Origin of the sequence: Pantoea sp. sgz302252 (assembly GCF_047713085.1) — a bacterium.
GTDB lineage: Bacteria > Pseudomonadota > Gammaproteobacteria > Enterobacterales > Enterobacteriaceae > Scandinavium.
The window spans coordinates 15,460-35,498 of record NZ_JBLFJW010000018.1 but is presented as its reverse complement, the minus strand read 5'-3'; the positions used below and the strand labels follow the sequence as shown (position 1 = coordinate 35,498).

Below are 20,039 nucleotides of genomic sequence, written 5' to 3'. Positions count from 1 at the left end.
TTAACCCCAGAGTTTTTCCAGTTCATACAGGCGACGGCTCTCTTCCTGCATCACGTGAACAATCACATCACCTAAATCGACGACAACCCAATCGGCCACGTTTTCACCTTCAACGCCCAGTGGCAGCATACCCGCAGCGCGAGATTCCTGAACAACGTGGTCAGCGATGGACATCACATGACGAGTGGAAGTACCGGTGCAGATAATCATACAGTCGGTGATACTGGATTTACCGTGAACATCGATAGCCACGATGTCCTGGCCTTTAAGATCGTCGATTTTGTCGATAACAAAATCCTGGAGTGCTTTACCCTGCAAGTTTTCCCCCTGGTCAGGTGTAGATTAACAATATGAACAGCCCGTCAGTATACCTGAATCCAGGACGAAGTCGGGACTAATGTCTCCGGCCGGATGGCACCGGCGGGCTATCATCCCATCCAATGACCCCGATTGCATCGCCATTTTTGTAAAACAATTTCTGTAAATCAGTATGGTGGGACAAGTCTGGCTGCGGAGAATAGCAGCCTTGCCGGGGGTGTCAATGGTCTGCAGGGAGGTGAAGGATGAAAAGAGATTATTCGCGGGATTTACGTTCAGTCAGCTTCAGAAATTGCCTGATAAAGGCCATGTTGATGGATATACGCCAAAACCGCTTCGGGCAGCATTTCTGCACACGATTCCCCTTTTTGCAGGCGTTCACGAATTAGCGTCGCGGAGATATCAAACCATGGCGTTTCTGCCAGGTAAATCTTGCCCGCCGGAGAGTTATGTAAATCATCGGCACGATGCGTCAGATGGGCATCCAGCCAGTGCTGATGCTGCTCTTCTTTCATCGCCATCGGGTAACCTGGACGGCGGCAGACCAGCAAATGCGCATGACCCAAAATACTTTGATAGTCGTGCCAGGTCGGAAAATTGATTAAAGAATCCTGGCCGATAATGAACGCCAACGGCTGATTAGGCCCAGCTTCCTGTCGCCAGGCTTTCAGCGTTTCAGACGTGTAAGAGGGCGTGTCGCGCTTGAGTTCACGCTCATCCAGTTCAAACAGCGGCTTATCCGCAATCGCCAGCTGCAGCATTTCTTTGCGCTGGGCACTGGTCGCTTCTGGCTGGGGGCGATGCGGCGGCACGTTGTTCGGCATGATCACCACTTTTGCCAAACCAATCAGGTTGGCGAGGATCTCAACCGGTTTGAGGTGACCGTAATGCACCGGATCAAAAGTGCCGCCATAAATGGCTTTTAACGCAGTCATATCAACCTTCGAAAAAGACGTCAGGCAGGTTTTTGTGGCACAGCAACAGCGACAGGCCTTCGAGCTCGGCCCACACAGATTGTCCGTAATCCTGCTTGAGGGTCAGTTCTGTGCGAGTCAACAGTGATACGGCGTGGCGAAGTTGCTCAGCACTCAGACGATTCAGCGCTTCAGTAAACAGCGGGCGGCGGTTCTGCCAGACGCGATGCTTGTCGAACAGTGTTCTCAGTGGCGTGGACACCGACTGACGTTTCATATTGACCAGCAGCAGCAACTCGCGTTGTAACGTGCGAAGCAGGATAACCGGCTCGCTCCCTTCCTGGCGAAGCTGTTGGAGAATGTGCAGAGCGCGTTTGCTTTTGCCTGCCAGCAACGCATCCAGCCAGTGGAAAGGCGTGAAGTGTGCCGCATCATTTACGGCCTGTTCGACGCGCGGCAGCGTCAGTTTTCCGTCAGGCCACAGCAGAGAAAGGCGTTCCAGTGCCTGGGCGAGAGCCAACAAGTTGCCTTCGTAGCAGTAGCAGAGCAACTGGCTTGCCGCTTCGTCGAACTGCAAGTTGTGTTGCTTCGCGCGAGCCGCCAACCAGCGTGGCAACTGAGCTTGCTCTGGGGTCTGGCAGGAAACCTGCACGGCTCTTTCTGAAAGCGCGCTGCACCATGCGGCGTTTTCCTGTGCTTTAGTCAGCTTGTTTCCGCGAACAATCAGCAGGAGATCGTCGTGCAGCATGCTCGTCAATCCGGCCAGTTGTTCATTGATGGCGGCGTTTGGGCCGTTTTCAGGCAGCAGTAGCATCAGCGTTTGGCGGCTGGCAAACAGGCTTCTTTCCTGGCTGAGCGCGAACAGGGCATTCCAGTCGGTGCTGGCGTCAATCGAGACGGTGTGGTGTTCATCAAAACCTTGAGCCATCGCAGCGGTGCGAATGGCGTCCTGGCTTTCCTGCAGCAGAAGAGGGTCGTTACCGAGGAGTAAATACGCCGCGCGCAGCCCTTCAGAGAGCTGCGCGCGGAGTTGTTCTGGGTACAGCCGAATCATCAGTTACCCAGAGTAGTAGAGGTGCGAGTCGTTGCCGGTGCAGCGGGGGTGTCCGCTGCGGGCTGCTCTTCCTCTTTGGTGGCTTCAGCATCCGCCACTTTCACGCTTGGCAGCTTGCGAATCAGCTGCTGAGCGGCTTTGTCGTACATTTCCTGAATGATGATGTCCTGCTCGGAATCTTTCGCCAGCGCCTTCTGCGGGTTATCGAAGAAGGAACGATAAACCTTGGTGCTGATTGGATAGATGTCGTGACCTGGAATCAAAATACTGGCCGTCACGGTCATCACCATCTGGTATTCCGCTGTTCTGCCATCCTGGAATACCGACGCGGTGTCTTTACCGATGCTCGCACCGCCCAGACGCAGGGACGGAATGTCCTGGCGAATGGAACTGCCATCCACAATCTCGATCCCATTAAGGCGCATCTGGTTACGAACAGAACGACTCAGTGGGCCATTCGGATCGCTTGAGATGAAAATCATCTGTTTCATGTTGGCAGGAACCTGCGTGGAGCTCTGCAGGTGCCAGCCACAACCTGCGGTGACAAGCACCGCAAGGGATACCAATAACGTTGTCAGAAATCGCACGCTTCCTCCCGCGCTTAGCCAACGACCAGGTTGAGCAGTTTACCCGGTACGTAAATTACTTTACGCACGGTAACGCCTTCCAGATATTTCGCAACCAAATGTTCCTGGCCTGCGCGTTCACGAACTTGCTCTTCGGTCGCATCCACCGGCACAGTGACTTTGCCGCGAACTTTGCCGTTAACCTGTACGACGACCAGCGTGGTGTTTTCAACCATCGCTTTTTCGTCTGCAACCGGCCATGGTGCGTTATCCACATCACCTTCACCGCCCAGTGTCTGCCACAGGGTGAAGCTTACATGTGGTGTGAACGGGTTCAGCATACGAACCACAGCCAGCAGTGCTTCCTGCATCAGCGCGCGATCTTGCTCGCCTTCAGTCGGGGCTTTCGCCAGCTTGTTCATCAGTTCCATCACAGCCGCAATCGCGGTGTTGAAGGTTTGACGACGGCCAACATCATCGGTCACTTTGGCGATGGTTTTATGCACGTCGCGACGCAGAGCCTGCTGATCTTCGCTCAGCGCATCAACATTCAGTGCCGCAACCGGGCCTTTAGAGGTGTGCTCATAAACCAGCTTCCAGACGCGCTTCAGGAAGCGGTTCGCGCCTTCAACGCCGGATTCCTGCCATTCCAGCGTCATATCGGCTGGAGAGGCAAACATCATGAACAGACGCACGGTGTCTGCGCCGTAACGCTCAACCATTTCCTGCGGGTCGATGCCGTTGTTTTTCGACTTCGACATTTTGCTCATGCCGGTGTACACCAGCTCATGGCCCGCTTCGTCTTTCGCTTTCACGATACGGCCTTTTTCGTCGCGCTCAACAATGGCATCTTTCGGAGACACCCAGTTGCGCTCGCCGTTTTCACCGACGTAATAGAATGCGTCTGCCAGCACCATGCCCTGACACAGCAGCTGTTTGGCTGGCTCGTCAGAGTTCACCATGCCTGCATCGCGCATCAGTTTGTGGAAGAAGCGGAAATACAGCAGGTGCATGATGGCGTGTTCGATACCACCGATGTAGATATCGACGGGCAGCCAGTAGTTGGCAGCATCTGAATCCAGCATGCCTTCCTGATAGTCCGGGCAGGTGTAACGCGCGTAGTACCAGGAAGACTCCATAAAGGTGTCAAAGGTATCCGTTTCGCGCAGTGCAGGCTGACCGTTTACGGTGGTTTTTGCCCACTCAGGATCGGCTTTAATTGGGCTGGTGATCCCGTCCATGACCACGTCTTCCGGCAGAATAACCGGCAGCTGATCTTCAGGGGTTGGCATCACGGTACCGTCTTCCAGCGTCACCATTGGAATGGGAGCGCCCCAGTAACGCTGACGGGAAACGCCCCAGTCGCGCAGACGGAAGTTAACTTTACGCTCACCAACGCCCAGCGCTGCAAGCTTATCGGCGATGGCGTTGAAGCCTGCTTCGAAGCTCAGGCCGCTGAATTCGCCGGAGTTGAACAGAGTGCCTTTTTCGGTCAGCGCTTGTTCGGAGAGGTCTGGCTCTGAACCGTCGGCCGCCAGAATAACAGGCTTAATGTTCAGACCGTATTTGCTGGCAAACTCGTAGTCGCGCTGATCGTGACCAGGTACGGCCATGACTGCGCCGGTGCCGTATTCCATCAGCACGAAGTTCGCCGCCCATACCGGAATCGCTTCGCCGGTCAGCGGGTGAATGGCTTTAAAGCCAGTATCGACGCCTTTCTTCTCCATGGTTGCCATGTCAGCTTCGGCAACTTTGGTGTTACGGCATTCGTCGATGAAGGCTGCCAGCTCTGGGTTGTTCGCCGCAGCCTGCTGTGCCAGCGGGTGACCTGCTGCAACGGCCAGATACGTCGCACCCATAAAGGTGTCTGGACGGGTGGTGTAGACCGTCAGTTTGTCTGCGTAATCGGTGACATCAAAGGAGATTTCCACCCCTTCGGAACGGCCAATCCAGTTACGCTGCATGGTCTTAACGGTGTCTGGCCACTGATCCATTTTATCCAGATCGTTGAGCAGTTCATCCGCGTACGCAGTGATTTTGATAAACCACTGTGGGATCTCTTTACGCTCAACTTTGGTGTCGCAGCGCCAGCAGCAGCCGTCGATAACCTGTTCGTTGGCCAGAACGGTCTGATCGTTCGGGCACCAGTTAACGGCGGAGGTTTTCTTGTACACGAGGCCTTTTTTATACAGCTCGGTAAAGAACTTCTGCTCCCAACGGTAGTATTCCGGGGTACAGGTCGCCAGCTCACGGCTCCAGTCATAGCCAAAGCCCAGCATTTTCAGCTGGTTTTTCATGTAGGCGATGTTGTCGTAGGTCCACGGTGCAGGTGCTGTGTTGTTTTTCACCGCCGCGCCTTCTGCCGGGAGGCCGAACGCATCCCAGCCAATAGGCTGCAGCACGTTTTTACCCAGCATGCGCTGGTAACGGGCAATCACATCACCAATGGTGTAGTTACGCACGTGGCCCATGTGTAGTCGGCCAGAAGGATAGGGGAGCATCGACAGGCAATAGTATTTCTCTTTGCTGTTGTCTTCAGTCACTTCAAATGTGCGCTTCTCGTCCCAGTGTTGCTGGACTTTCGATTCTATCTCTTCCGGGCGGTATTGCTCTTGCATGGCAGCCAGTGGTCCTGTTTTCAATACAGCTACAAACGTAGCCAATGGATGTGGTCATTCAGATCCGCATAGCATAGCCCAAACGCGCACGTCAAAACAGCCTTTCACACACTCCAGGCTGGCGTTTATTTACCGGGTCTGTGGCTGAACTGACAAAGCGTGTGGGAAATAAGGTCTACTATTAGAAGACGTTAACCGCCCGGGAGATGAAACAATGAACAAGGTTGCTCAGTATTATCGTGAACTGGTGACGACACTGACGGAACGCCTGCGCAATGGCGAGCGCGATATTGATGCGCTGGTTGAACAAGCGCGCGCGAGTGTTAGCCAGTCCGGGGAGTTGACCCGGACAGAAATCGAAGAGTTGACCCGGGCCGTGCGTCGCGATCTGGAAGAGTTTGCCATCAGCTACAACGAAAGCCAGGACGAGCTGAAAGACAGCGTGTTTTTACGGGTCATTAAAGAGAGCATCTGGCAGGAACTGGCGGATATCACCGACAAAACACAGCTGGAATGGCGCGAGGTTTTCCAGGATTTAAACCATCACGGCGTCTATCACAGCGGTGAAGTGGTTGGGCTGGGTAATCTGGTTTGTGAGAAGTGCCATTTCCATCTGCCCGTCTATTCGCCGGATGTACTGCCGCTCTGCCCGAAATGCGGTCACGACCAGTTTCAGCGTAAGGCTTTTGAGCCTTAATCATCAACGCTGTGCGGAAACAATGCGGCAGGCATAATCCTTTATGCCTGCCGCTTTTTGGCACTAAATCTTCATTCTTTCCCTCTGATCTTGACCTGTTCTGGACTCCGTTTTTTTTTGCTCGTTAATTGTTACGGGTATATTCTTTAGGCTCTTATTTATTATTAATCAGTCTCGTTTTACTCATTAATATATTTACTGTGATTATATTCAACGGATGACATATGGACGCAGAGTCACAGCTTCTCCTGTTTGCCCTTTCCACACCGATGGAAATATTAAACCAGGATTGTTCGCCTTCTCACTCATCGCCGAGGATGTATTTGGATATTCCGTTTTTTGATGTCTCAGAATCCTGGGGGATTAATACTCGCGATGAATTAATTCAGATGATTTATCGTATGACGGATAACGGGCATGCCTGCGATCTTGATGCATTTTATTCACTCTGGTTCCGCTTATCTCCCGGTGAATGGCAACGGTATACCAGTGAACTCAACAATGAAGGTCGTGCGTACGCTCAGTTTGTTGCTGAAACAGCCGCTATCTGTGGTGAAGCGGGAATTAAAGCCTGGGATTATGTCCGGATGGGTTTTTTGTGTCGAATAGGCGTGCTCAATAAGTGGCTGACAGAAGAAGAAAGCCTGTGGCTACAGTCAAGGCTGTACGTCAGGGCTATCCATTTTTATCACAGTTGGATGCACTATTTTGCTGCTTATTCACTCGGTCGCTTGTACTGGCAATGCCCTGGCGATCCTTATGGTCAGCTTACAGAAGCCTTAACCCGGAAGAAGTATGACCAGGCCAGTGATCGCATGTTTAACGAACTTATCGCGGGTATAGAGGGGTTCTATATTGAACTCCCCTGGAAAGCGTTGAAAGCGTACCCGGCCTGTCCACAGACACTCAGGGGTGTCAGCGACTTATGAAAACATGTTGGGAAATCCTCGGCATAGAGGCGTCAACGGAGGTCGTGATTATTCGCCAGGCCTATCTGGCGCTGTTACCCTCCTTTCACCCGGAGACCGATCCACAAGGATTTAAACAGTTGCGTCGGGCTTATGAAGACGCCATTCGCTGTGCCGAATCATCCGTTAACGACGTGCTCCCCGAGCCTGGTAGCCAAAGGGATGAACATGCGCTGATGACGATCTTTCGTACCTTACTGGGTAATGAACGTGAGCGTTTTCTGCCTCAGGCCTGGCAGAGATTTATCCATCAACTTAATGATTGTTCCATGGGTGAAGTCGACGATCTTCGCTGGAAACTCTGTGCGGAGGCGATGGGCGCGACATTTATCTCATTTCGCTGCCTGAGGTTGTTAGCAGAGCGATTACAATGGTGGCAGCAGGATGCTGACGAATCGTTAGATGAGGACGACGTTGACGCTTTCCTTCGGACCATAAAACGTGGTGATCTGTTTGATTTTTCAACTTTATCTCACCTGCCAGCCGCGCTGCAAAATCAGACAATTGAGTACTTTGTTACCCTTGATCGTCTGTGGCGTACCCAATTGAGCAGGGCTCTGGATTATCTGGAAATGCATACCGTCATGTTTATCCCGGATGACGAGCAATTGCAGTATCAATTGCTGCGCTGGTACACCTCGCTGGGATGGGATATGCCGGAACTGCTAGCCTATGCCAGAGCATGGCATAACGATCAAGCCGGGAATGCAGATGCTGCTTTTTACGAGTACTCCCAGCGTGTGAATGCGGACGAAGGGGAAAGTCTGCTGCCGGAACTCTGCCAATACTGGCAACAGTCACCTTCTACCCAAGCCGATAATTTGTTGCTGAAGTGGTGTCGCCAGCATCGACCTGATGTTTTCCCGTTAGTGACGGTTATTATTGAAGCTCGTGAAATGGTGGATGAAGACGGTAATCCATTGATCTACGTTACCGGAGAAAATGCACGAACCCGTTTACAGTGGGCGCAAATCTTGCACAGTGGGTTGTTGTCCTCTACCGCCGGCCGTTTTGTTGAGCAGCTGTTGTCTAAAAGGCGGGTCGAAAGCACCGGCAAACTGGAAGAATTTGACCTTCTTTGGGTGATGTATTGTGTGACTGAGCAGTTAGTTTGTGCGAAACGTCCGGATGAAGCCTATGTCTTATCAATGCTTCATCGGCTGGATTCTGGCGACTGCGATCCGCTGGAGGCGCTGATTGTTCGCGGTCTTCTGCAACGGGCCGCTGCAGAAGGGACCGTTGTTCGGGTAAGTACGGTGAATGAATCGACTCATGAAGACTCAGCGACGGGGTGTCTTCCTGTGCTGAAAATGCTGGGTTTTATGCTGCTTGTCCTGTTGGCGCTGAGCAGAATAGTTCATTTCCTGCATTAACCGTTAGACGGTATCCAGGTCGGGTTTGCCGAGTTCCCGGTTTATGCGTCGGCGCACCGAATCAATGTGTGCGATATCATTAGACAGCAAAGCCGCATCAAAATCGGTAATGATGCGGCTAAGCCTTTCGCGCTCGCTGCCCAGAGCGCGTGTCCATTGCTCCTCAAGCTGTGCTTTGAGCGTGCGGTTTACCAGCATATCCCGAGGATAGATTTTCAGCGCCGCGAGCCGACTGCGACTTGCGTCTATCTGCTGTTGGCTAAGCGTGACAGGGCTGTGCGAAATGATCCTGGATTCCGTCTTTCCTCCTTCCAGCACAACATCGACCTCCAGCAGGCCGTTAATGTCATAGCTAAAACGAATATCCAGTGCCTGAATTTTTCCCGTTTGCGTCAATTCGACATCAAATGAGTCGATCAGAATATTGTTTTTAACTTTGTGGTTTTCACCCTGGTAGATATTGATCGCAATAAAATGTTGCTCCGGGTGCATCGTAAAGTAGGTCATAACTCTTGAGACCGGGACAGTCGTATTCCGCTCAATGACAGGAGAGAAAATACCCGGAATCTCGTTCTGATTGGTTTCAACCCCCAGAGAGTAGGGACAGATATCGGTGAGGATCACTTCTTCAATGTCATCATGTCGCAGGCGACAAGCGGCCAGGGCAGCAGCTCCAAGGGCAACAATGGTGCTGGGATCGTAGCTTTGGTAAGGTAATCTCTTAAATAACCTGACGGCGATACGCTGCACCAGCGGCATTTGTGATGCTCCGCCGACCAAAACCAGGTTGTCAATTTGTTCTGGTTTGAGACGTGCATCTCTCAGAGCCTGCTCAATGGGGACGCGCAGGCGATTAAGCAGAGGTAGCCACAGGACTTCCAGTTCATCTTCATAAAAGTCGCAGGTCAGGGTTTGCTGCTGATGTTGCCACTCCACGTGCAGCGGCATCTGACCACTGCATTTAGCGGCTTCGACTTGAGTGTAAAGCGCGGCCAGTTCGTTGTCTGATAGCGAGGATTTCGTCCGATTGCTGCGTTTTATTATCTCATCGAGCAATAGATGGGTGAAGTCTTCTCCGCCGAGATAGTTATCGCCAGCGGAGGCATGTACCTCTATCACCGGAGCCGCATACTCGAGCACGGTGATGTCAAAGGTACCTCCGCCCAGATCAAATACCAGAGAACGGCTGTCACGTTGATGATGTAAGCCGTAGGCCATCGCGGCCGCCGTAGGTTCATTAATCAAACGAACGGCATTCAACCCTGCCAGATCGGCAGCAAGGTGGGTATGTTTCCGCTGTTCATCGCTGAAGTAGGCGGGAACCGAAATGACAACATCCTGAATTGGCTGCTGCAACCACTCTTCGGCATCTTCCTTGAGAGCGCGCAAAACCAGTGAAGATAATTCGGGGGCGTTGAATGACTCGCTGCCTGGCTGCCATGTCGTTTGACTTCCCATAGAGCGCTTAAATAAGGAAGCCGTTCGGTCAGGATGAGATGTTCTGCGTGCCAGAGCCGGTTTCCCAACGAGGATAGCATTATTGTCATCGATACTAATAACGGAGGGTGTTAAATATTCACCGAATTTATTTGGTATTAACTGCGCGCGCCCTTCTTTCCAGACGGCGATAAGACTATTTGTGGTTCCCAGATCAATACCAATAGCGAGTGGCACATTATCCATTATATGAATACATTAGTCAGTAAAAGGAAATTAAGATTAAAACGAAAGATTATTGCTGTGCTGATCTTAATCAACTTCCAGCGCTGATCCTGGAGTCTTAATCTGGATAGGCGGTTAATAAAAACGCGCACCGGAGTGCGCGCCAGATTGCTGACAAAGAAGGAAAATGCGTGGTTTTTCCTTCTTTGTGGTGAGCAGTCGAAAATCAATGAATTGATTTTCCTTATTTTTTGTTCTGCCTCCCATGACAAAACGATATTCGTTAGAGGTTTGTCATCAGTCTCACGCGCACCGGAGTGCGCGCATCGTTGTCATCAATGCAAAATTTTTGCCAGGAAGTCTTTTGCACGGTCCGATTGCGGATTGTTGAAGAAATCATCCTTGTCGGAGTCTTCGACAATCTTGCCCTCATCCATAAAGATAACGCGGTTCGCCACTTTACGGGCAAAGCCCATTTCGTGCGTCACCACCATCATCGTCATCCCTTCGTGCGCCAGTTCCACCATGACGTCCAGCACCTCGTTGATCATCTCTGGATCAAGCGCGGAAGTGGGTTCGTCAAACAGCATCGCCACCGGGTCCATACACAACGCACGGGCAATCGCCACACGTTGTTGCTGGCCACCGGAGAGCTGAGCAGGGAATTTATCGGCATGCGTGGAAAGCCCTACACGCTCAAGCAGTTTCAGTCCTTTGGTGCGTGCAGCCGTTTTATCGCGCTTAAGAACTTTAACTTGTGCCAGCGTCAGGTTCTCGATAATTGACAGGTGTGGGAACAGTTCGAAATGCTGGAACACCATACCCACGTGAGAACGCAATTTGGCCAGGTCGGTTTTCTTGTCGTTGACCTGAGTGCCGTTGACCAGAATTTCGCCCTGCTGCACGGGTTCCAGGCCATTCACGGTTTTGATCAGCGTAGATTTGCCGGACCCTGAAGGGCCACAAACCACCACCACTTCGCCTTTTTTCACTTCCGTGGAGCAGTCGGTCAGCACCTGAAAGTGACCATACCATTTCGAAACATTTTTCAGGGAAATCATTACACGGTCCTTTTCTTCAAATAGCTGACCAACAGCGAGGCGCTCAAACTGATAACAAAATAGACGGCCCCGGCAAACAGGATCATCTCAACCTGGGTTCCGTCACGCTCGCCAATGGTGGAGGCGGTACGGAAGAAGTCGGCAAGGCTTAGCACGTAGACGAGCGAGGTATCCTGGAACAGGACAATGCCCTGCGTCAGCAGCAACGGCACCATCGCGCGGAAGGCCTGCGGCAGAATAATCAGCTTCATTGACTGCCATTGGGTCATCCCCAGCGCCAACGCAGCGTTACCCTGACCGCGAGACACACTCTGAATACCGGCACGGATGATCTCGGAATAGTAAGCCGCTTCAAACATGGAAAAAGCCACCATCGCCGATACCAGACGAATGTCAGTCTTCGGTGACAGCCCCAGCACGTTTTGCAGGAAGCCAGGCACAATCAAATAGAACCACAGCAGCACCATCACCAGCGGAATCGAACGGAACACGTTCACATAAGCTGTTGCAAACCAGGCCACCGGTTTGAAGGTGGAGAGACGCATTACCGCAAGGATTGTGCCCCAGACGATACCGATAACCACGGCCGTCACGGTGATTTTCAGCGTAATGACCAAACCCGCCAGCAGGTAAGGCATGGAAGGGACGATTGAACTCCAGTCAAAATCGTACATTATTTGCCTCCCATCGTGCCCGGCAGGCGGATTTTGCGTTCAACAATATTCATCACCAGCATGATCACCGCGTTAATAAACACATAGGCGAGAGTGATGGCCGTGAAGGATTCCCAGGCATGCGCCGAGTAGTCCAGCAATTTCCCGGCTTGTGCGGCCATATCGACCAGACCAATGGTTGAGGCGATGGCCGAGTTTTTCACCAGGTTCATCATCTCAGAGGTCATCGGTGGCACGATCACGCGATAGGCATTAGGCAGCAGCACGTAACGGTAGGTTTGCGGGAGCGTTAAGCCCATCGCTAAGCCTGCATTTTTTTGTCCACGTGGCAGAGACTGGATTGCGGCACGCACCTGCTCACATACACGCGCAGCGGTGAACAGCCCCAGGCAGAGCATGGAGGAGACGAAGAACTGAATGTTAGGGTCAAGCTCAGATTTAAACCACATACCGATGTTTTCCGGCAGCAGTTCCGGAATGACCAGATACCAGGTAAAAAACTGAACGATTAACGGAACGTTACGGAACAGTTCCACATACAACGTGCCGATTCCGGAAAGGAAACGGTTAGGAACGGTGCGCAGAATGCCGAACAGCGAGCCGACAAGAAAAGCGATAATCCAGGCCGTTACAGATAACGCAACGGTAACCTGAAAGCCGCTCCACAGCCAGCCCAGATAGGTGGTGTTGCCGAACGGGGCTTGTTGCAAAAAAATACCCCAGTTCCAGTCGATTGACATAAATGGACTCCGAAAAAAAAAGGGTAGCAGCGCTACCCTCGAAGACTGCTAAGGAAACCTATACCCGTCATTCTTCGAGCTGCAGGGGTGTTGACTGCACTCCCTCACCCCAGTCACTTACTTAAGTAAGCTCCTGGGGATTGAATGAGAGACATCCTGTCTCTCACCAGAGGCCAGCCCTTGGCTGGTCAAATTCGTTCCAGACGAATTTGTCACTCCCTTGTCGCCTACCTGCAACTCGAATTATTTAGGGTATTTAGTTGTTCATACCGGCTGGGGAACGACCAGCCGATATATAGTCTGTCCGTATTTCCTCGCAATCGAGAGGGCAGGCGAACCCACCCATCGTTGTTTTAATTAGTTAAGTGCCTTGTCGCTTGGTGCTTTGAACAGCGCTTTCATGTCGTCTGACAGGTCAAAGTTCATGTTCAGGTTTTTCGGTGGGATTGGGTTTTTGAACCACTTATCAAACCACTTCGCAGCTTCACCGGAAGTCTGGGCCTGAGCGATGGTGTCATCCACCAGCTTTTTGAACTGCGGGTCGTCTTTACGCAGCATGCAACCGTAAGCTTCTTTGGACTGCGCGGTGCCGACGATTTCCCAGTTGTCTGGTTTCTTCGCCTTCGCACGCTCACCTGCCAGCAGTGCGTCATCCATCATGAACGCAACGGCGCGGCCACTTTCCAGGGTGCGGAAGGAGTCACCGTGGTCTTTCGCGCTGATGATGCGCATATCCATTTTCTTCTCGTCGTTCAGCTTATGCAGCAGCACTTCAGAAGTGGTCCCGGACGTCACGACCACGGCTTTGCCTTTCAGGTCAGCGAAATCTTTAATCGGGCCGCCTTTTTTGGTCAGCAGACGAGTACCGACCACGAAAATGGTGTCAGAGAACGCAGCCTGTTTTTGACGTTCGAGGTTGTTGGTGGTGGATCCACATTCGAAGTCAAAGGTTCCGTTCTGCAGCAGAGGAATACGGTTTTGGGAGGTAATTGGGATCAGTTTGACCTGCAGGTCCGGCTTGTTCAGCTTTTTCTTGATAGCGTCAACGATCGCGTTGGAATAGTCCTGAGAGTAGCCGACAACCTGTTGCTGGTTGTCGTAGTAGGAAAATGGTACGGATGATTCACGGTGGCCGACCACAATCACACCATTTTTGGCGATTTTGTCCAGCGTACTGCCCGCGGCAGGTGCGTCTTCTGCATGGACTACGCCTGCGGACATTCCCATCACCAGCATTGCTGTGGCCAGTTTACGTAATTGCATATCCAACTCCTTATCGTGGCGTCGTGGAGACGCGCAGATACCCATTGTGAGTGTCGTGTTGTTATTGCCTGCCACTTTTGTGTGCAGTATTAAGCCTGTTTGTTAGCATTTAGTTTGGCTTAATGTAAAGATTTTGCTGCGTTATTGTTTGTTTTTGCGAAGTGTGCCGCACCGTTTTAAGGCAAAAATCCTGGCTTGCACTGAAAAGGTGCCACCGATGGGCGTTGTTGGTGCAACCGGGTCGCACCAGCATAAAATACGCAGCTCACTGAATTAACTAAGCAATTGGCGTGCCAGAAATGGTTTTTGCTGAAAGGGAGAGGGGAAATGTAGGCCGGGCAAACAGAGTGCCGCCCGGCAGATAAGCCGTTGCGAAAGTGCGGTCTGGTGCCCTCTCCCACGTGGAGAGGGAGAAAACACTAAAAATCGTCTCTTTAGAGACGATTTTTAGTGTTTACCTCGGGCGTTTTCGCAGACTCATCACAAGTGCGCCAAAACCAAACAGCGCAGTGATGATCCACAGCGGCCAGTTGCCTGTACGGGCGTATGGCGTAAGGCCAGACGTTGGCGTCACGGTGGTGGTCAGCACTTCGCGAGTGAACTGCGGGATCATCGCCTGCACGTCACCTTGTGGGTTAATCACCGCGGTAATCCCGTTGTTGGTACTGCGCAGAAGTGGGCGAGCCAGTTCGAGCGCACGCATTCTTGCCATCTGGAAGTGCTGCCACGGGCCGATGGATTTACCAAACCAGGCATCGTTAGAGAGGGTCAGCAGGAAATCGGTATCCGGGCGGAAGTTATCACGCACTTGCTCGCCGAGAATGATCTCGTAGCAGATAGCCGCCGTCAGCTTCAGGTTATGGGCTGAAAGCTGTGGCTGAACATACGGCCCACGGCTAAAGGATGACATCGGCAGATCGAAGAACGGTGCGAGAGGGCGAAGAATAGATTCCAGCGGGACGAACTCTCCGAAAGGCACCAGATGGTTCTTATTGTAGCGATCGGTAGAGTTGTAGCTGTATGGATTATCTTTCCCCAGCGTGATGATGGTGTTGTAGGTGTCGTAACGGTTTTTTGCGTTAAGACGAGAGTCCACTACACCGGTTATCAGCGAGCTGTTTTTCGCTCGCAGCATATCGTCCATCATGCTCAGCAAACGCTGCTGGTTGATCTCCAGATCGGGGATCGCCGATTCCGGCCAGATGATGAGCTGTGACTTACCCATCACTTTTTCAGTGGCATCGAGATAGATCTGGAGCGTTTTCAGAAGCTCTTTTTCATCCCACTTCAGCGACTGCGGAATATTGCCCTGAACCAGCGACACTTGCGTGGTACGGTCAGGCAGCAGTTGATACCACTGAATGTAACGCAGCGGGAAAGGCAATGCGAAAAGCACCACGGCAACAACCAGCGGACGCCAGTTGCGACTGACCAGAGCCAGCGCCAGCAGGCCACTGACCATCATCAGCAGGAAGCTAATCGCCTCCACACCCATCACCGGGGCAAGCCCTTTCAGCGGGCCATCAATCTGGCTATAACCGAACTGCAGCCACGGGAAGCCGGTTAAGACCCAGCCGCGCAGGAACTCGGTGATTTGCCAGACGACGGGAGCCGCAATCGCCACACGCAGCCAGGTCGCTTTGGGCCACAAGCGGGAAAGAATACCCGCGAACAAACCGGTATAAAGCGACAGATAAGCTGCCAGCAATACCACCAGGAACACGTTCACCGGGCCAGGCATGCCGCCAAATTGGGCGATGCTGACATAGACCCAGTTAATGCCAGAGCCGAACAAACCTAAGCCCCAGAAATAACCAATCCATGCGCTTTGCAGCGGCCGACGGTTGAGGGTTAATCCCTGAAGACCCATCAGCGAGACGATCGCCGCAGGCCAGAAATCATAAGGAGAAAATGCCAGCGTTCCGCAGGCGCCGAAAAGTAGCGCCAGCAGCAAGCGTACGCGCTGGCGTTCAATCAGAGGGGCAAATGCCATTTAGCGTTGTCGTCCCGTTAAATTAGTCTTCCAGATTCGGCTGGGGGGCATCTTCCGGAAGTTTGACATGTACCTGGATGATACGGCGGCTGTCCGCCATCGCAACTTTGAACTGGTAACCATCGATGTCAATGGATTCGCCGCGGGCAGGCAGATGCCCGAACGCCTGCATCACCAGGCCACCAATGGTGTCCACTTCTTCATCGCTGAAGTGGGTGCCGTAGGCTTCGTTGAAGTCTTCGATGGAAGCCAGTGCGCGCACGGTCCAGGTGTGACGGCTTAACTGACGGAAATCGATGTCTTCTTCTTCATCGTATTCGTCTTCAATCTCGCCGACGATCAGTTCCAGAATGTCTTCGATGGTCACCAGACCCGACACACCGCCAAATTCGTCAATCACAATCGCCATGTGGTAGCGCTGGGAACGGAACTCTTTGAGCATGCGGTCAACACGCTTGCTTTCCGGTACCACCACCGCCTGGCGTAACACTTTATCCATGCTGAAAGCTTCGGCATCGCTGCGCATAAACGGCAGCAGATCCTTGGCCATCAGAATCCCTTCAATGTGATCTTTGTCTTCGCTGATAACCGGGAAGCGCGAGTGAGCCGATTCGATAATGACATCGAGGCACTCATCCAGAGTCTGGTTGCGTTTCAGGGTAATCATTTGCGAGCGGGGGATCATGATGTCGCGGACGCGCTGGTCGGCGATATCCATTACCCCTTCGAGCATGTCACGAGTATCTTCGTCGATAAGATCGTTCTGCCCGGAATCACGGATCAGCGCCAGCAGTTCATCACGGTTTTTCGGTTCGCCGTGGAACAGTTGGCTCAGTAAGAGGGAGAAGAATCCCTTTTTGCTGTTTAAGGTGTCGCTACTGTGTGAGTTGTCGTCGCTCATGGCGTCGTATGGGGTCTCATGTCAGGGAAATCGTGGCTGCTGCGCGTAAACTCAGCGTCAGACAGCATAAAATGCCAGCGCGGCGGTGAGCCGCCGCACAGGTTATTCTTTCTCGGCAATGTACGGATCATCATAGCCCAGAGCAAGCATTATCTCTGTTTCCAGGCCCTCCATCTCTTCCGCTTCTTCGTCTTCGATATGGTCATAACCCAGCAGATGCAGGCTGCCGTGCACAACCATATGCGCCCAGTGCGCCTCCAGCGGTTTGCCTTGTTCTTCCGCTTCACGCTCGACCACCTGACGGCAGATGATGAGATCGCCAAGCAGCGGTAATTCCATACCCGGTGGCGCTTCAAACGGGAAGGAGAGCACGTTGGTGGATTTGTCCTTGCCGCGATAAGTGAGGTTCAGCTCGTGGCTTTCGGCTTCGTCCACCAGACGTACGGTGACTTCTGACTCTTCCTGAAACGCAGGAATCGTTGCATCCAGCCAGCGCTGAAAGGCGGCCTCCTGTGGCAGGCCGTTTTCGTTTTCGCAGGCCAGCTGCAAATCCAACATCACCGAACTCATTTTTGCTCCTGGGTTTGTGCCGCCAGCGCTTCACGCTTGCGTTCTGCTGCTTCAGCAGCTTTGCGTTTCTGTTCTGCTTCTTCCCAAGCTTCATAGGCATTGACGATACGGGCCACCACCGGGTGACGCACAACGTCTTCGCTGTGGAAGAAGTTAAAGCTGATTTCATCGACTTCTGCCAGCACTTCAATCGCGTGGCGCAGGCCGGATTTCACGTTGCGTGGCAGGTCAATTTGCGTCACGTCACCGGTGATCACCGCTTTCGAGTTAAAGCCGATGCGGGTCAGGAACATCTTCATCTGTTCGATGGTGGTGTTCTGGCTTTCGTCGAGAATGATGAAAGCATCGTTCAGAGTCCGTCCGCGCATGTAGGCAAGCGGTGCGACTTCGATGACATTACGTTCAATAAGCTTTTCGACTTTTTCGAAACCAAGCATCTCAAACAAAGCGTCGTACAGCGGACGCAGATACGGGTCGACTTTCTGACTCAGATCGCCTGGCAGGAAGCCCAGCTTTTCCCCGGCTTCGACGGCAGGACGGGTCAACAGAATGCGGCGAATTTCCTGGCGCTCAAGCGCATCAACCGCAGCAGCAACCGCGAGCCAGGTTTTGCCTGTCCCCGCCGGGCCAACGCCGAAAGTGATGTCGTGGTCGAGAATATTGGCGATGTACTGCGCCTGATTCGGCGTGCGCGGTTTGATAACGCCACGCTTGGTTTTGATGTTAATGGCTTTGCCGTAATCCGGGACGCTTTCCGCGCTTTGTTCCAGCACTCGCGCTTCTTTGATCGCGAGGTGGATTTGTTCCGGGTCAATATCCTGCGTCTGGCCGCGCATTGGCGCGGTGTCCACATACAGGCTGCGCAGAATATCTGCGGCTGCGTTCACGCAGATAGCGCGTCCGGTCAGTTTAAAATGGTTGTCGCGACGGTTGATTTCGATGCCCAGACGGCGCTCCAGATGTTTGATGTTGTCATCAAAGGGGCCGCAGAGGCTCAGCAGGCGTTCGTTGTCCGCTGGCTCGAGGGTAATCTCACGGGTTTCTGTATTCAAACTGTTCCTCTTCTGGCTGACGATGTGCGTAGGGGTTCAACGTGCTTTAAGGAAATTATTCTCGCAAGCGTTTAAAGGTGCAAGCATTGCTATTTATTTGGGGGCAGGGCGAGGAAAAACAAGGGCCTGCCACAGGGGCAGGCCGACAAGATTATGGCTGGAACATGCTGACGCCGAGATCGTTCTCTTTGCGGGTGCGGGCAATCACCGATTCCGGAGATTCCGCAATACGCAGGCCCATTTCAGCTTCGGTGCGAACCACTTTGCCGCGCAGCGAGTTGGTATACACGTCAACGATCTCAACATCGACGAATTTCCCCACCATGTCTGGCGTGCCTTCGAAGTTAACCACGCGGTTATTTTCGGTGCGGCCCGTCAGTTCCATAATGCTTTTACGGGAAGTGCCTTCCACCAGAATGCGCTGGGTGGTGCCGATCATCCGGCGGCTCCAGGCCATCGCCTGCTGGTTGATACGTTCCTGCAGGATATACAGACGCTGTTTTTTGTCCTCTTCCGGCACGTCATCGACCATATCGGCGGCTGGTGTACCTGGACGGGCAGAGAAGATAAAGCTGTAGCTGGTATCCATATTGACGTCAGAAATGACTTTCATGGTCTTCTCGAAGTCTTCGTTGGTTTCGCCTGGGAAGCCAACGATGAAATCAGAGCTTATCTGGATAGTCGGGCGTGCCACCAGCAGCTTACGGATAATCGCTTTATATTCCAGCACAGTGTGCGTACGGCCCATCAGGTTCAGGATACGGTCAGAGCCACTCTGAACAGGCAGGTGCAGGAAGCTCACTAGCTCCGGCGTATCACGGTAAACATCAATGATATCGTCAGTGAATTCGATAGGATGGCTGGTGGTGAAACGGAGGCGGTCGATACCGTCGATGGCGGCTACCAGACGCAGCAGTTCGGAGAAGGCCCCGGTGCTGCCGTCGTAGTTCGCTCCACGCCAGGCATTCACGTTCTGGCCGAGCAGATGGATTTCACGCACGCCCTGAGCGGCCAGTTGAGCAACTTCAAACAAAATATCGTCCGTTGGACGGCTGACTTCTTCACCGCGGGTGTAAGGCACCACGCAGTAAGTACAGTATTTATTGCAGCCTTCCATGATCGAGACGAATGCCGTTGGGCCGTCGGCTTTCGGTTCTGGCAGGCGGTCAAATTTCTCGATTTCCGGGAAGCTAACGTCAATGATCGGTTTGCGATGGTCGCGCATTTCCCGAATGGAAGTGATCATTTCTGGCAGGCGGTGCAGCGTCTGCGGGCCAAAAATGATATCGACGTAATGGGCGCGCTGGCGAATAAGTTTGCCTTCCTGAGAGGCCACACAGCCACCAATGCCGATAATCACGTCCGGGCGTTTTGCCTTAATGAGTTTCCAGCGTCCTAGCTGATGGAACACTTTTTCCTGCGCTTTCTCACGAATAGAACAGGTGTTCAGCAACAGCACGTCGGCTTCTTCCGCGATGTCGGTCAGTTGATAGCCATGAGTGGCATCCAGCAGATCGGCCATCTTTGATGAATCGTATTCGTTCATCTGACAGCCCCAGGTTTTGATGTGGAGTTTTTTTGTCATCGACTTAGCTTTGCTCTAAGGAACGCAGGG

General features: G+C 52.7%; 18 protein-coding genes. 3 read left to right on the top strand and 15 right to left on the bottom strand.

What is annotated here, in order from left to right:
* From rsfS to leuS, 5 genes are all read right to left on the bottom strand, one after another.
* Entirely contained in the window at positions 1 to 318 is a 318-nt protein-coding gene (rsfS, locus tag ACLW56_RS14655) for a ribosome silencing factor (RefSeq protein ID WP_312624465.1), read from the bottom strand.
* A gap of 275 nt (positions 319 to 593) precedes the next feature.
* A complete protein-coding gene (gene nadD, locus ACLW56_RS14650; protein WP_330984489.1) occupies positions 594 to 1,253 on the bottom strand; it encodes a nicotinate-nucleotide adenylyltransferase in 660 nt (219 codons plus the stop codon).
* Position 1,254: 1 nt separating this feature from the next.
* Entirely contained in the window at positions 1,255 to 2,286 is a 1,032-nt protein-coding gene (holA, locus tag ACLW56_RS14645) for a DNA polymerase III subunit delta (RefSeq protein WP_330984488.1), read from the bottom strand.
* Positions 2,286 to 2,873, bottom strand: a complete 588-nt coding sequence (lptE, locus tag ACLW56_RS14640) for an LPS assembly lipoprotein LptE (protein WP_330984487.1) — start codon at positions 2,871 to 2,873, stop codon at positions 2,286 to 2,288. Before lptE ends, holA begins: the two co-directional genes overlap by 1 nt.
* A 14-nt stretch (positions 2,874 to 2,887) precedes the next feature.
* A complete protein-coding gene (leuS, locus tag ACLW56_RS14635) occupies positions 2,888 to 5,470 on the bottom strand; it encodes a leucine--tRNA ligase (protein ID WP_330984486.1) in 2,583 nt (860 codons plus the stop codon).
* 214 nt (positions 5,471 to 5,684) lie between these two features.
* On the opposite strand from leuS, the gene ACLW56_RS14630 reads away from it, so the two are divergent.
* From ACLW56_RS14630 to ACLW56_RS14620, 3 genes are all read left to right on the top strand, one after another.
* Positions 5,685 to 6,167 carry a zinc ribbon-containing protein gene (locus tag ACLW56_RS14630; RefSeq protein WP_330984485.1) on the top strand — a complete coding sequence of 161 codons (483 nt, stop codon included), beginning with the start codon at positions 5,685 to 5,687 and terminating at the stop codon, positions 6,165 to 6,167.
* 224 nt (positions 6,168 to 6,391) lie between these two features.
* The gene (locus ACLW56_RS14625; protein WP_330984484.1) at positions 6,392 to 7,096 is read left to right on the top strand and encodes a DUF1266 domain-containing protein; all 705 of its coding nucleotides are present in this window, start codon (positions 6,392 to 6,394) and stop codon (positions 7,094 to 7,096) included.
* Positions 7,093 to 8,508 (top strand): J domain-containing protein, encoded by a 1,416-nt coding sequence (locus ACLW56_RS14620; protein WP_330984483.1) that lies wholly within the window; start codon positions 7,093 to 7,095, stop codon positions 8,506 to 8,508. Before ACLW56_RS14625 ends, ACLW56_RS14620 begins: the two co-directional genes overlap by 4 nt.
* Positions 8,509 to 8,511: 3 nt before the next feature.
* On the opposite strand, the gene ACLW56_RS14615 is transcribed toward ACLW56_RS14620, so the two are convergent.
* From ACLW56_RS14615 to miaB, 10 genes are all read right to left on the bottom strand, one after another.
* Entirely contained in the window at positions 8,512 to 10,191 is a 1,680-nt protein-coding gene (locus ACLW56_RS14615) for a molecular chaperone HscC (RefSeq protein WP_330984482.1), read from the bottom strand.
* A 314-nt stretch (positions 10,192 to 10,505) separates the two neighbouring features.
* Positions 10,506 to 11,231 (bottom strand): amino acid ABC transporter ATP-binding protein, encoded by a 726-nt coding sequence (locus ACLW56_RS14610; protein WP_330984481.1) that lies wholly within the window; start codon positions 11,229 to 11,231, stop codon positions 10,506 to 10,508.
* Positions 11,231 to 11,905, bottom strand: coding sequence for a glutamate/aspartate ABC transporter permease GltK (gene gltK / locus ACLW56_RS14605; protein WP_330984480.1), 675 nt, complete (start codon positions 11,903 to 11,905; stop codon positions 11,231 to 11,233). Before gltK ends, ACLW56_RS14610 begins: the two co-directional genes overlap by 1 nt.
* Complete coding sequence (locus ACLW56_RS14600; RefSeq protein ID WP_330984479.1) at positions 11,905 to 12,645, bottom strand: amino acid ABC transporter permease; 741 nt, start codon at positions 12,643 to 12,645, stop codon at positions 11,905 to 11,907. The genes gltK and ACLW56_RS14600 overlap by 1 nt, the downstream gene beginning before the upstream one ends.
* 357 nt (positions 12,646 to 13,002) lie before the next feature.
* A complete protein-coding gene (locus tag ACLW56_RS14595) occupies positions 13,003 to 13,908 on the bottom strand; it encodes an amino acid ABC transporter substrate-binding protein (RefSeq protein ID WP_330984478.1) in 906 nt (301 codons plus the stop codon).
* A 454-nt stretch (positions 13,909 to 14,362) separates the two neighbouring features.
* On the bottom strand, positions 14,363 to 15,901 hold the full coding sequence (gene lnt, locus ACLW56_RS14590) for an apolipoprotein N-acyltransferase (protein WP_330984477.1): 1,539 nt from the start codon (positions 15,899 to 15,901) through the stop codon (positions 14,363 to 14,365).
* A gap of 22 nt (positions 15,902 to 15,923) precedes the next feature.
* The gene (gene corC / locus ACLW56_RS14585; protein WP_330984475.1) at positions 15,924 to 16,802 is read right to left on the bottom strand and encodes a CNNM family magnesium/cobalt transport protein CorC; all 879 of its coding nucleotides are present in this window, start codon (positions 16,800 to 16,802) and stop codon (positions 15,924 to 15,926) included.
* Positions 16,803 to 16,904: 102 nt separating this feature from the next.
* The gene (ybeY, locus tag ACLW56_RS14580) at positions 16,905 to 17,372 is read right to left on the bottom strand and encodes an rRNA maturation RNase YbeY (protein WP_330984474.1); all 468 of its coding nucleotides are present in this window, start codon (positions 17,370 to 17,372) and stop codon (positions 16,905 to 16,907) included.
* Positions 17,369 to 18,424: a PhoH family protein gene (locus ACLW56_RS14575; protein ID WP_330984473.1), complete on the bottom strand. Its 1,056-nt coding sequence runs from the start codon at positions 18,422 to 18,424 to the stop codon at positions 17,369 to 17,371. The genes ybeY and ACLW56_RS14575 overlap by 4 nt, the downstream gene beginning before the upstream one ends.
* Before the next feature lie 151 nt (positions 18,425 to 18,575).
* Positions 18,576 to 20,009, bottom strand: a complete 1,434-nt coding sequence (gene miaB, locus ACLW56_RS14570) for a tRNA (N6-isopentenyl adenosine(37)-C2)-methylthiotransferase MiaB (RefSeq protein WP_330984472.1) — start codon at positions 20,007 to 20,009, stop codon at positions 18,576 to 18,578.
* Between the last annotated feature and the right edge of the window lie 30 nt (positions 20,010 to 20,039).